This window comes from Micromonospora lacuserhaii (assembly GCF_036902735.1).
In the GTDB taxonomy this organism is placed as follows: Bacteria; Actinomycetota; Actinomycetes; order Mycobacteriales; family Micromonosporaceae; genus Micromonospora.
The window spans coordinates 20,328-33,058 of sequence record NZ_JBAKHO010000057.1 but is presented as its reverse complement, the minus strand read 5'-3'; the positions used below and the strand labels follow the sequence as shown (position 1 = coordinate 33,058).

At 68.9% G+C, this 12,731-nt stretch carries 10 protein-coding genes and 2 pseudogenes; 2 read left to right on the top strand and 10 right to left on the bottom strand.

The genetic code is table 11. The features are described 5' to 3' along the window. Window positions 1-64: 64 nt before the first annotated feature. Window positions 65-885, bottom strand: a pseudogene (locus V6U81_RS25055) (IS481 family transposase); the annotation flags it as partial. A 1,064-nt stretch (window positions 886-1,949) separates the two neighbouring features. On the opposite strand from V6U81_RS25055, the gene V6U81_RS25050 reads away from it, so the two are divergent. Further along, entirely contained in the window at window positions 1,950-2,453 is a 504-nt protein-coding gene (locus V6U81_RS25050; RefSeq protein ID WP_334492697.1) for a hypothetical protein, read from the top strand. A gap of 292 nt (window positions 2,454-2,745) precedes the next feature. Here the strand turns inward: V6U81_RS25050 and V6U81_RS25045 are convergent, their stop codons facing one another. The 9 genes and pseudogenes from V6U81_RS25045 to V6U81_RS25005 form a co-directional block, all read right to left on the bottom strand. Beyond that, on the bottom strand, window positions 2,746-3,330 hold the full coding sequence (locus tag V6U81_RS25045) for a hypothetical protein (RefSeq protein WP_334492695.1): 585 nt from the start codon (window positions 3,328-3,330) through the stop codon (window positions 2,746-2,748). Window positions 3,331-3,669: 339 nt separating this feature from the next. Further along, window positions 3,670-4,278 carry a hypothetical protein gene (locus tag V6U81_RS25040; protein WP_334492693.1) on the bottom strand — a complete coding sequence of 203 codons (609 nt, stop codon included), beginning with the start codon at window positions 4,276-4,278 and terminating at the stop codon, window positions 3,670-3,672. Window positions 4,279-4,391: 113 nt separating this feature from the next. Beyond that, window positions 4,392-5,111 carry an alpha/beta fold hydrolase gene (locus V6U81_RS25035; protein ID WP_334492691.1) on the bottom strand — a complete coding sequence of 240 codons (720 nt, stop codon included), beginning with the start codon at window positions 5,109-5,111 and terminating at the stop codon, window positions 4,392-4,394. Window positions 5,112-6,180: 1,069 nt separating this feature from the next. Beyond that, on the bottom strand, window positions 6,181-6,636 hold the full coding sequence (locus tag V6U81_RS25030; RefSeq protein WP_334492689.1) for a DUF6069 family protein: 456 nt from the start codon (window positions 6,634-6,636) through the stop codon (window positions 6,181-6,183). A 12-nt stretch (window positions 6,637-6,648) separates the two neighbouring features. Next, on the bottom strand, window positions 6,649-6,930 hold the full coding sequence (locus V6U81_RS25025) for a hypothetical protein (protein ID WP_334492687.1): 282 nt from the start codon (window positions 6,928-6,930) through the stop codon (window positions 6,649-6,651). Between the two features lie 5 nt (window positions 6,931-6,935). Beyond that, the gene (locus tag V6U81_RS25020; protein ID WP_334492685.1) at window positions 6,936-7,964 is read right to left on the bottom strand and encodes an RNA polymerase subunit sigma-70; all 1,029 of its coding nucleotides are present in this window, start codon (window positions 7,962-7,964) and stop codon (window positions 6,936-6,938) included. 101 nt (window positions 7,965-8,065) lie between these two features. Beyond that, a pseudogene (locus V6U81_RS25015) lies at window positions 8,066-8,817 on the bottom strand (transposase family protein); the annotation flags it as partial. A gap of 257 nt (window positions 8,818-9,074) precedes the next feature. Continuing rightward, the gene (locus V6U81_RS25010; protein ID WP_334492683.1) at window positions 9,075-9,482 is read right to left on the bottom strand and encodes a DUF2267 domain-containing protein; all 408 of its coding nucleotides are present in this window, start codon (window positions 9,480-9,482) and stop codon (window positions 9,075-9,077) included. 69 nt (window positions 9,483-9,551) lie between these two features. Continuing rightward, window positions 9,552-11,438 (bottom strand): transketolase, encoded by a 1,887-nt coding sequence (locus V6U81_RS25005; RefSeq protein WP_334492707.1) that lies wholly within the window; start codon window positions 11,436-11,438, stop codon window positions 9,552-9,554. A gap of 360 nt (window positions 11,439-11,798) precedes the next feature. Between V6U81_RS25005 and V6U81_RS25000 the strand changes: the two genes are divergently transcribed. Then, window positions 11,799-12,707 (top strand): hypothetical protein, encoded by a 909-nt coding sequence (locus V6U81_RS25000; protein ID WP_334492681.1) that lies wholly within the window; start codon window positions 11,799-11,801, stop codon window positions 12,705-12,707. Window positions 12,708-12,731: the final 24 nt, after the last annotated feature.

Here is a 12,731-nt window from a genome sequence, read left to right as displayed (position 1 = left end):
ACAAGACCGGGGTGGTCAAAGTTCAGCCGGAACACGATGGTCAGGATTCAGGCGGCGTTGACACGATGGCGGCCTGGGCCTCTTCCGGGCTGGCCCAGACCTCGACGTCGTCGAGGAGTTCGCGTTGCAGGGTCTGGTGGAACCGTTCGACCTTGCCGGTGGTGGTCGGGGTGCGGGGTTTGGTGTTGCGGGCCGCGATGCCGTTCTCCCGGCAGATGCGTTCGAACATCACCTCGGCCGGGCGTGGCTGGTTGAACCGGCCGGTGAACTGCTTGCCGTTGTCCGTCAGGACTTCCTCGGGGATCCCGAACCGCTGCAAAGCGTCGGCGAAAGCGAGACACACGGCCCGGCCGGTGGCCCGGCGGACCACGGCGGCGATGACGCAGAACCGGGAGTGGTCGTCGACGCCGGTGACGACCTTCGCCTCACCGCCATCGGCGAGGCGGATGCCGCCGACGATGTCCAGCTGCCACAGCTCCATCGGCCGACTGCGTTCCCACCGCTTGTAGTCCTCTCGACGACGGCGGCGGGGCGTCGGGTTGATCAGCCCGTGTCGGATCAGCACCCGATGCACCGTGATCCGCGACGGGATAGGGCCAGGGCAGTCCCGGCGGCCCAGCTCGAAGACCAGACGACGGGCACCCCAGCGGGGATGGTTCCGGCGCAGCTCACAGATCAATGCCTCGACCTCCGGCAGGGTCTGACTGGGCGAGGAATGCGGCCGGCTGGACCGATCGGCCAGCCCTTCTAGACCCTCCTGCTCATACCAGGCCAGCCAGCGATGCACGGCCTGGCGGGAGACCCAAATCGTTCGGCGACGTCAGTGACCGTGGATCCGGCAAGCACGTCTTGGACGGCTCGATACCGCTGTTCCATCACGCTCATCTCCACCAACACTCGGCGGAGTGTCACCCAGGTCCTGATACCGATGTGTCACGCAGGTCCCGAGACCGGACAGCGGACTGCCGGCGATGTTGTGCAAAGTTTCTGTACGTCTTCAAGGCGGCCCGAGACGGGCCGCACGCGCCGCCGCCTGGGCGCGCGTCCGACGCTCCGCTGTCGCTCCACGCCGGCCACGCAGAACGCCCGTCGGCTGGCGCGGAGAGCGGGAAGCCCGGGGCCGCCGCAGACGGTAGCGCCGAGAGTGGTTCAGGTTCGTAGGCCGGCAGCCGGCCGCGCGGCGGCCGTCGCACCGCCGCGCCGTAGGGCGAGTCACCGCCGGCCGTGGTGGGGATGCGGCGCGAAGGATGCGGGGCCGCCCCTCCGACCTCAAGGGCGCTTCGCGTCGCTGCGCGACGGCCCTGCGGGCCGCCCTTGACCTCGGAGCCTCTGCGACCCCTCGGGCCGGCGTTGCCGGCAGGCGGGGGCCTGCCCGTGATGCTCGCGCCGCATCCCCACCCCGGCCTCATCGCGCAGCCCTCGCAGCCTGCATACGTCAAGGCCCTCTTGACGACAGACTCGTTGGCGACAGCCGTATACCCTGCTCGACAACCGATCGGGGAGCGACCAATGGGCCTATCAAGCCGTGAGTGTCCGGACTGCGGACGACGGGTGAAAGAGCCGTTCCAAGAGACAGTTACCGGCCGCGAGGTCTGCCCTGACTGCGCCAACGCCCTCTTCATGGGCTCTGCCGCTGGCGCGATCACGGGGAACATCGGCTCTGGTTACGGAGTCTGGGCCATGCTTATGCGCAAGATCCGACGTTCTTCTGAGTGACCAACTGAGTGACAACCGAGGCGGACGATGCCGAACACCCACGGACGATGACGGACTGTTCCGGCAGCTCCCCATGCCTGCTCGCCCAGCTCATCGACGGCTAGTGGTTCCTTCACACCGAAGAGGTCTGTTTCCGGCACGTCATCTTCCGTGGGCGTCATGTTCCGTGGCATCTAGAGATGCCACACCGCGAGCTGGGGGTTGGCTAGCGGACGAGGCGAGGGCATGATCACATGGTGTTTTCCTGGCCTACCTGGGGTGAGTGGCTGGCGACTTTGCCGCCGGATGTCCGCGACTCTGCTGTATCGCTCGCAAAGAGGTTCAAGGAGCTTGGAGCCCAAGACCCGGAGGGATGGGCCAGATCGGAGATAAGCGAGAACATTCCGCAGCTGGCTCGGTTCATGGTTCTGCGCGCCCTGTGGCGGGAGGCGATATCTCCCTGGATGGATGCCAGCGCTCTGGGCGACGTGGCGGCCGCCCAACGGCTGATTGACAGAGGCGCGGACCCCCACGATGTGCTGCTGGTCGCGCGAGCTGGAGCGTACGAGGCCATCGTCGCCGCAGTTGGCGTCCTCGACGAGGGCGGGGACCCGGACGCGCGCGAGAGTGACCCCGGCTGGCACCTGATCGAAACGGACGCGAAGTGCAACCCGACAGGTCGCGAGATCGGAGGGCTCCATGAGTCTCTGGGCGAGACGGACCCGTCCGGCAACGAGGACGCCGACCTGTGGGAGTGACATGCCTGTGACATACCGGCGATGACAGCTCCGGGCCGTCGCTGGGCCGTCTGGGCCGTGACCGGGCCGTCAAAGGCCAACCGACATTGACCGATGACGACCAGCGCCACCCGGAGAATCAGGAGGTCAGCCCCCAGGTAACGGCGGTTGACCTGGTGGGCGACGGACGAGTCGACCTGTACGCCGGATTTCAGTCAACGTGTCTCTCATGATTTAGCGGAGCGAGGGGCTTGCAACCGTCGCGGGCCTGCCCCGCGCCGGCACGGCGGACTTACTGCCTTGCCGACTGTGGCTAGTGGATGCTCGGGGGCTCATCCTCCAGCGTCGCCGGCTCGGGAACTCGCCACACTTGGCGCCAATGCGACTCGCCGTCCGGCTGGCCACAGGAACACTCCCCGTCGAACCGGCCGATTAGCCGCGCGTACCCGATACCTGCTTGGCCCAGAAACACCGGGACCGTCTCGCCGGCATGCACCTTGTCGATCCGTAAGGTGCTCACCCCGCCGCCCTGATACTCAACGTCGATCGCGTAGTCGTACGTCCGCTGTCCGTTGTTGCGGAACAGTGCAACCAGCTGGCGGAACGGCATGGTCGGGTGTCGGCGCGACTCCACCCGTAGCAGCTCAACGTCCTTTGTCGCCCCGGCTAGGTGGTCCCGCCGTACCTCAATCCTTGCCACTTCAGCAGCTGCGTCGGCCGCCCGGCGCGCCTCATCCTTCGCTGCCTCGGCGATAGTCACCTGCTGCTCGGCAGCGTCAGCGGACCGGCGCGCCTCGTCCTTGGCCTCCCGAGCGATCCCCGCCTGCCGACGTCCGTAGATCACGGACACGATGACGGCGGCGACGGCCACCAGAACAGCGACGCGGTCGACGTTCACCCAGTCCACGTTGAGCCCCCCGTGTGTGGAGTGGCAGCAAGCATACGAGGATTCAGGCCGTGAGTCGTCTCAAGGTCGGTGACAGCAACGCCGACAGCAACGAGCCGGCATTACGACAGCTGGAGACGGCGGCCCACACACGAGTGCCCGAGGTAGCGGACTTCGGTGGACACCGCCGGACGGAGCGCTCAGAACTTACAATCGAGGGGTCGAAGCAAACTCCGCTCGTCGTCGACGAGAACCAGATCCAGGCCGTTAGGGGTAGACCACCAAGGACCAACGGCTGTAGATAGCGTCCAAGGCTGCGCAGCTTTAGCGGCGTGCTCGGCCCACCGGCGGTCAGCCGGTCAGCCAGATCGAGGCCCGTTTGATGTACGCGAGCTGTGCGGCGAAGGCGACCAGTGCCACCGCCACACCGAGCGCGATCGCCAGCGCGGGGGATCCGCCCAGCACCCCGGTCAGCAGGGCGGCGCCCAGGCCGATCAGCAGTGCGTTGACCGCGCCCACCATCGCTGCCGTGGTCAGCAGCAGTTGCCAGCGAGCCGGCCTGCTGCCCACCGCCGCCGAGATTGCCTGCACGTCGCCCCTGCCGGTGACCGCGTCGGCGAAGAAGTCGTGCTCACCGGCGAGCTGGCGGTGGTAGTAGGCGCGGATGCGCTGGATGCGCTTGAGGTTCAGCGAGTTCTCCACCATGTTTTGAACTAGCCGGCCGAAGGTGAGCAGACCAGTGATCACCAGGGTCGGCAGCACCGCGCCGAGGTACGGCTTGATCAGGTGGCCGCTGCTGGAGACGAAGCCGAGCCCGATCAGCGAGGCGGAGAGCAGTGACAGGAACACGGTCGCGCGCCCAACGGACTCGGTGATCGTGGCGCTGCGGGAGGTCTGGAGCACGAAATGCTCCGTGGTTAGGGCGGTGAGCAGCCCTTGCTCGCGCGCATCCTCGTCCATGCCGCACCTCCGGTGCTGGTGGCCCGCCGCGAACTACTAGGAACTGGCAGCAGCAGTGCCAACGATCGGTATGCGGCCACACGGCGGGCCTCCACCGCTGCTTGTGGCTTTTGTCATCTGCCTGCATGACCCGCCGGCATTGCGGTCCGGGTTTCGGCTGCCGCCTTGATGAGCTGTGCCGCTTCGTCGGGGTGAGAAACCATCGGGACGTGGCTGGCAGGGACTTCGATGGTGGTCGCGCCCATGCGGCTGGCGAACATACGCTGCGCGTCCGGCGGGATCGCCTGGTCCTGCGTGGCGACCAGGTACCAGGACGGCAGCGATTTCCAGGCCGGGACGCCCATCGCGTCGTTGAAAGCTGAGCCGGCAATTGGCTGCTGTACGGAGTGCATCACCTTAGCCCGGACCGGGTCGACGTCGGCCGCGAAGTGCTGGACGAAGTCGTCCTGCGGCTGCCACATGAAGCCCTGCTTGTCGGTGACCAGGTGCGACAGCGCCGGCGGTGTGGGTCCCTGCGACAGCAAGGCGGCGAGCGACTCCCCGTTGTCGAGCCCGAAGGCCGCGATGTACACCAGCCCGGCCACGTTCGGCGCGTCAGTCCCGAGGGCGGTCATGATCTGGCCGCCGTAGGAGTGCCCGACCACGATCGTCGGGCCGTCCTGCAAGTTCAGGACTTGGCGTAACCGGGCGACATCATCGGCCGTCGAGGTCAAGGGGAACTGCGGGGCCGTCACCTGGTAGCCATCGGCCTGTAGGCGCTCGATAACGCCGCTCCAGCAGGAGCCGTCGGCCCATGCACCGTGGACGAGGACGATGTTCGGTCGGCCATTCATGGTGGGTTCCTTCCCTACTGGGTTGGGTGGTCGTTTCTGCCGATGCTGGCCTGCGGGCGACGGCCGATATCCGCACGTTGACTGTGCCCGCCGCCCTGATCAGGTGCAGTCAAGTTGCGAGTACCAGATCGGCCTAGGCGTAAACGTGCTCGGTCCGGCCAGTCGAGAACCAGAGGGAGAGGCAGCGAGGAGGCAGCGAGACGACCAGCGACGGCCGAGACCAGACCACACAAGGCGGCAGAGGGGCCATGCTCCGCAGTGCAAGACGACATCGGATGTCGTCGAACGATGTCCCGTAACCGCGTTCGGGACGAAGGGGTCGAACTCCGCTGGTGAGACGACCAGCGGAGCCTCACATCCACAGGAGCATCGCGATGGCTGCCAGGCTGGCGGCGTCAAGGTGAGTGTCTAACTGAGTGACTACGGGTGCGAACACGGCCGCACAACCACGGACGTCGGTGCACCCCTCGCGCAGGTCAGAGGCTCAGCAACGCCAGCTCAACGAAGCGGAATCGTTGCCTGGGGGTCAAGGGGTCGTCGGTTCGAATCCGGCCGTCCCGACGCAGGTGAGGGGCCATCTCGGAAGATCGAGACGGCCCCTTTGTCGTACCTGGGTGACTGACTGAGTGACTACGCCCCAGCGTCGAATACTGAGCCCTTTTCAACCTCCCACGTCACAGACAGCGCTCCCTGCCCCGCCGGCTACGTCCCGCAGGCGTAGGTGTCAGGGCTCGGCTGCGAGCGCGTCCTGGCGCGGCTTGAGCCTGACGTCGACCCGAGAGAGGGTCAGATCCCGGCTCAAGCCGCCGCGCAGGAGGCGAATCCACAGGGGAGGTACGCGATGGCGGGGTCGGCCATTGTGAACGCGACCGGGGTACCCGGTACGCCCCAACTGAAGCGGATGGCGTTTGGTCTTCATCTCGCAAGGTGCCCTGTGCTTCTTCGCACGCGACTCAGCTTTCGCATTGACCAGGAAAAGGATCCCGGAATGGAGTTGTGGCAGCACCGGAGGCCACGTTAGTGCGCTCGCGCACGCCCTTGCGCCGCGCGTTGTCCTGTTGCGGGATCGTCAATCGGTCCGGTTGCGGAGGCTCCGCGCCAGGGTGGGGATCATCACCGTCGCAGGGACGAGGTGTAGCCCGAGGAGGGCGGTGGTGGTGGCGGTGTTTGCCCCGGAGAGGAGGGGCGGGATCAACGAGATCGCGGTCAGCGACACTGCCGTCCACACGAATCGCTCGGCGGGGCGAGCGCTCCAACGAAGAAGAGCGACGGCAATGACGATGCCCACGACCGAGAAGAAGCCGGTCACCACGGCGAACCCGGACAACGGGATCGTCTCGCCACCCTCGGGGACTTCGAAGTCGACGCCAACGGCCTGGGCAAGCGCAGCGGCGAGGGTGGTGGCCACCATCGCTGCGAGCGTGGCAATGAAGCCGGTGCCGGCGAGCCCGCGGAGTCGGTGGGTGTGGCTGGTCTGGCCCGATGCCGGGCCTGCGACGACCCCGGTGTCATTCATGCTGTTCATGTCGTTCCTCCATCATTCGGTAACTGGCGTACGGGGGTGTGTTGACTGGCATGTGACGGTCCTGGCCCTGGGGGTGACGATGCGCACCCTCGCCGTGCGACGGCCGGGGTTCCGCAGGGCGCGGACGCCGGTGCCGCCGAGCCAGAACCCGGCGTCGCGTCCGAGGACCGGCCCGGGCTCGCCGTCGCGCAGCTCCAGCTGCACCCGCCCGCGGGTGACGACGCCGAACGCGTCGCACCACTCCGCCGCGACCACCGCGACACGCGCGCCTCCGCGCAGCGCGAGCGTCCACACCGGGACTACTCCGTGCCGTCGGCCGGCAGGCGCTCCGGCAGCCCGAGCCGCGGGAACCGGTCGGCGTGGAAGATGACGATCTCGGCGATCGCGCCGCCGGTGATGCGCAGGACGTCGATCGTCAGCGGCAGGTACGCGCCCTCCTGCTCCCGCCAGAGGTAGAAGGCGACGGCGGGCTGTCGGTTCACGGACGTGAGGACGTAGCGCAGGTGCCCCAGGTCCTCGAAGCCGTCCTCGACCCAGTCGTTCACCACCGTGTCGCGGCCGACGCACAGGCCCGGCGTGGGCGGCATCGAGCAGCGGACGTCGTCCCGCAGCAGGGCGGCGAGCCCGTTGATGTCCTTGGCCACGCTCGCGTCGGTGAAGCGGCGCACCAGCTCGCGCGCCCCGGCGTCCTCCTCGTCGCCGGTCCAGTCCTGCCGTTCGGCGGGCAGGTGCTCCCGCATGCCGGCGCGGGCCCGCTGCAGCGCGCTGTTCACGGAGTTGACGGAGTCCCCGAGGAGCTCCGCGACGTCCTTCGCCGGCCAGCCGAGCACGTCGCGCAGGATGAGCACGGCCCGCGGGCGCGGCGCGAGGTGCTGGACCGCGACCAGGTACGCCAGCTCGATGGTCTCCCGGGCGACGGCGACGGCCTCCGGCTCGTCCGCGTCGCCCGCGGGCAGCTCGTCGAGCAGCCGGTCCGGGTATGGCTGCAGCCACAGCACCTCGCCGCCGGTCGCGGGCTCCGGGCGGCGCTTGGCGAGCAGGTCCAGGCAGGCGTTGGTGGCGATCCGGTACAGCCAGGCCCGGAACGTCGACCGCCCCTCGAAGGTCTCCCGCCGCCGCCAGGCACGGAGGAACGTCTCCTGCACGGTGTCCTCGGCGTCCTCGAACGACCCGAGCATCCGGTAGCAGTGCACGTGCAGCTCCCGCCGGTGCCGCTCCGCCAGCCCCGAGAACGCCGGCTCGTCGACCTCGCCCAGACCGCTCCCGCCCAGCCCGCTCTCGCCCAGACCGCTCACGCCCAGCTCCTCCAGCCGCGTGTCCGCACTCATCACGTCATCCTTCCGTCTCGTCGTGTCCCGTCGTAGGTGTGACGGGTGCGGGCGCGACAACTCATCACTAGGGTCGGTCGGCATTGGCTGAGCGCTTTTCCTCCTTGGTGGGTCGGGTTTGCGACGTAGTGGAGAACGAGGATGGCCTGCACCATTGCGGTCGTCCGGGAGGGGCTGCAGCGCAGCTTGGTCAGGATCCTCCAGCTCTTGGGGTGGCGACGGCGCGTTCGCCGCGGCAGCGGATCCGGGCGTGGGCCTTGTTCACGGCCTCCTGCCGGCGCGACAGCTTCCGCCGGTAGCGGTGCCGCTCGAACGGAGTACGCACGGAACCGCCGGCGCCTTGATACGCCTTGTCCGCGAAGGTCATCAGGTCAGCGTTGGTCAACGCGGCGATTATGCCGTGGGTTCGCGCAGCAGTCAGGTCGTGCGCCGAGCCGGGAAGTGCCGCCGACGCCCAGACGAGGCGTCCGGCCGCATCCGCGATTACCTACACGTTCATCCCGTGCCGTCGGTGCTTTCCGGAGTAGTACGGCTTCTGATCGTGCACGCGGTCGATCGGGATCAGCGTGCCGTCGAGGATGACGTAGGCCAGCAGCCGGATCCTGGTCATCGCCGGGTGCAGGTCGTTGGCGGTCGCGGCGAGCAAGGTGATCGCGTCGCGGATCTGGCGCCAGGCGGTGGCAACCCCGACCTGGAATCCGGCGGCCAAGCGGGTGAGGGTGTCGCCGTTGCGCAGGTGAGCCAGGGCGAGCAGGGCCTGCCGGCCGGGGTCGAGTCGGCGCCAGCGGGATCGTCGCTGGTGGCGGTGGGTGCGGATCAGGTCGGCGAGGTGGTTCAGCGATCGGTTGGACAGCGGGACCGAGGCGGGTAAGACAGCAACGGGGCTCCCGGTAGGGGCATCTTTCTTGGTCGATTGCTTGTCTTACCGGGAGCCTCGCCTGACCCGGCTACCGACCTTCACCACGCCACTGACCTGCGCCATCAGGTTGGAAATGGCTTACTCCTCGCCATCGTCAACTGACCGAGCAGATGGCTTCGCGCCCCTCCTGGAAGGGGCTGCGCAGCGACCGCGAACCCCCCCCGGAGTCCGCGGGCGTGACGTGGCCGGGCCTACGTGCCAATCCGGCGGGGTTCGAGCCGGGTGGCCGCCGGCCCTGTCAGCTGCCAGAACTCCTTCGGCAACTGGGCAATGGAGTCCTCGTACTCCTTCGCGCTGACCGCGTCGCGCAGCGTGTCCAGCACTGCGCGCACCCCGTCGGTCGCCGTCTGGAACTCCACCGCGGCGCGTTGCTGCACCCGCTCGAAGAACTCGGGAAGCTCGAACGGCTCGGCCTCCTCGTCGGGCTTGCGTAGGTCTCCCCGCAACTCCTCGGGGAGCTGCACGGCGAGATCCCGTGCCTGGCCGCCGCTGAGCCGCTCCGCCAACGTCGCGAGCGTGGCACGGGTGATCGGCTCGGCCAGGGTCGGTGACATCTTCGGTCGCGTGGCCACCGACTGGATGAACTCCGCGTACTGCACCTCGAACCCCCTCCTGCCGCGAATGCTGCGTCTACCCGCGCGTCCAAGGGTGAAACGGCGCCCGCCGCGTCAGTGGCCGGGTGCCTCCGCGGCGCGTGCCGCCGCGACGATGGCGCTCACCCCGATCCCGGCCTGGTCCATCAGCTGGGTCGGGGTACCGGAGGTGGGGAGGCCTCGTACCGCCAGGTGCTTCACCCGCACCGGTTCGGCGAGGTCGGCCAGGAACTCGAGGACCGCCGACCCCACGCCACCCTCCGGGTAGTGATCCTCGACCACCAGCAGCCGACCGCCGGTGGCCCGGACGGCGTCGAGCAACCGGTCCCGGTCCAGCGGCTTGACCGAATACAGGTCGATGACCCGGGCCTTGATCCCCTCGCGCGCCAGCTCGTCGGCGGCGGCGAGGCAGTTGTGCACCGTCACCCCGGCGCCGATCAGCGCGACGTCGTCGTCATCGCCGCCGCCGCGGAGCAGTTTGCTGCCGCCGACCGGAAAGGCGTCCTCGTTGTCGTAGAGCACCGGGTACTTGCCTCGGGTGGTGCGCAGGTAGTTGACGCCCTTGCGGTCGACCATCTGCGCGACGAGGGCCGCGCAGGACACGGCGTCGCTGGGATACAACACCGTCGACCCCTGCACGGCGCGCATGGCTGCCAGGTCCTCCAGCCCCATCTGCGAGGGACCGTCCGCCCCGATCTCCACTCCGGAGTGCGACCCGGACAGGGCGATGTTGGCCCGGGAGATGCCGGCCATCCGTACGAAGTCGTAGGCGCGGGAGAAGAACGCCGCGAAGGTCGCGGCGAAGGGCCGATAGCCGCGTATCTGCAGCCCGACCGCGGCGGCGACCAGTTGCTGTTCGGAGATGAACATCTCGAAGAACCGGTCGGGATACGCCTCCCCGAACTTGTCGGACCGGGTGGAGTCGCTGACCTCGCCGTCCAGGGCGACCACGTCCGGCCGCGAGCCCAGCGCACGCAGGGCGTCACCGTACGCGTTCCGCGTGGCCACCTTCGCCCCCTTGTCGTACCGCGGCAGCGTGGGCGGCTCGCCGGCGGGGGCGCCAGCGGGGGCGCCGGCGGGCGGGGCGGACTCGGGTTGCGGCCCGGTGACGCGGATCCGGCGTACCCCGCCGAGAGCCTCCACGGCCCGCTCGGCCATGTCGGGTTTCAGCGGCTTGCCGTGCCACCCGGGCTGGTTCTCGACCTCCGGCACCCCCTTGCCCTTGACCGTCCGGGCGAGCACCACGGTCGGCCCAGTCGCCTGCCGCGCCCGGCCGAACGCCTCGTCAATCGCGGCCAGGTCGTGGCCGTCGATGACGAGCGCCTGGCAGCCGAACGCCTCGACCCGGCGCCGGTAGGTGTCCAGGTCCCATTCCAACTCGGTCGGACCCCGCTGCCCGAACCGGTTGATGTCGACGATCGCGGTGAGGTTGCGCAGCCCGTAGTGGCCGGCCTTGTCCAGCGCCTCCCAGATGGAGCCCTCGGCCATCTCGCTGTCGCCGCACAGCGCCCACACGTGGAACGGCAGGTGGTCGAGGTACCGGCCGGCGAGCGCGATCCCGACCCCGACGGGCAGCCCCTGACCGAGCGACCCGGTGGCCACGTCGACCCAGGGCAGGGCCGGCGTGGGGTGTCCCTGCAGGCGCGACCCGAACTGGCGGTAGGTCTCGACCAACTCCTGATCGGTGATCGCGCCCACCGCCTTGAAGACCGCATACAACAGCGGCGAGGCGTGGCCCTTGGAGAAGATCAGGTGGTCGTTGGTCCTACCGCGCGGGTCCGTCCACTGATAACGCAGGTGCCGGGAGATCAGCACCGCGAGCAGGTCCGCGGCGGACAGACTCGAGGTCGGATGCCCTGATCCCGCCCTGGTGCTGCATCGGATCGCGTCCACCCGGAGCTGGGCGGCGAGCTCACTCAGTCGGGTGAGCTCCTCCGCGCGCAGGGTGCGCTCTGCTTCCATCGTCACCGGCATCGCCTCCGCAGATACCGTAGTCAGGAAAGACCCGCATTGACCGGTAAACGATGATTTGCGAGGGGTGGAGCGGGCCGGCCACGGCCGGGAGCCGGTCAGCCAGGCCGGCCTCGATCACCGCATGAAATCGCCGCTCCATGACGCTCAACTCCGCGAGTCCCACCCGGTGCTCCTCCCGCGCGCCGCTTCCTGACCTGGGACCAGGGCGTGGATCGATACCCATGACGTCCGGAGCAGCCCGGATCAGGAAGTGTCGGAGGGCGCATCCGCGCGGTAAGGCTTCGACCCTCGTCAACGCGCTGGTCAGGGCCCGCGCTGCCCCAGTCGGCCCGTGACATGATTGCGCCCATGGGGAAGCAGCAGGACGTCGGCGGGCCCGACCGTCACAGCGGTTCAGGTACCACCGCCCACCGGGCGATCGGTGGTAGCGCCGACGCGCGGCTCGCCCTCGCGCAGGACCCCGCAACGCCACAGATGACCCTCTTCGACCTGGCGTCCGACCCTTCGGCCGTGGTCCGCAAGGCGGTCGCAGCCCGGACCGAGGCACCCGCCCAGGCACTGCGACCGCTGACCCGGGACCATGATCGTCAGGTCCGGGAGGCTGTGGCGAGAAACCCTTCGACCTCGGTCGCCAATCTCCTGCGTCTCGTCAAGGACGCCGACCGGTGGGTCCGCTGGGCGGTCGCCGGCAACCCGGCTTGCGACGAGTCGGTGCGCCGGGTGATGTCAGAGGCACCCGACAAGGAGCTTCGTGGCCTCCTCGCGGAGATGCGGGACCTGGAGCCCGATCTGGCTGCCAGGCTGATCGACGACGTCTCACCCGAGGTACGGGAACGACTCGCCACCCACACCCACGACCCCGACGTGATCACCGCGCTGATGGCCGATCGCACCGTACGCGTACGCAAGGGGGTCGCCCGCAACCCGCGGACCACCGCCGAGCAACGCAGGGCGCTCGCCCAGGACCCCGCGGTCGACGTTCGTGCCGCGCTGGTCCGCGCGGTCGAGCTGGACGAGGCGGATCTGGAACGCCTCGTCGACGATCGTTCGGTGCAGGTCCGACTGGCGATGGCAACATCCGAGGTCATCCCGCCGCGCATCCGGCAGGCCCTCGGCCGTGATCCCGACGAGATGGTGGCCGGCGCGGCGCGGGACTTCCGCCCGGCGGCTGGCAGCTCCCCGGTGACAGGGGCTCCACGCATCGGTCACCGGCGCTCCGGGACGGGCCCAGGTCGACCGGGCGGCGCCGCGCGCTAAGGCCGGCGAGAACTGCGCCGACGT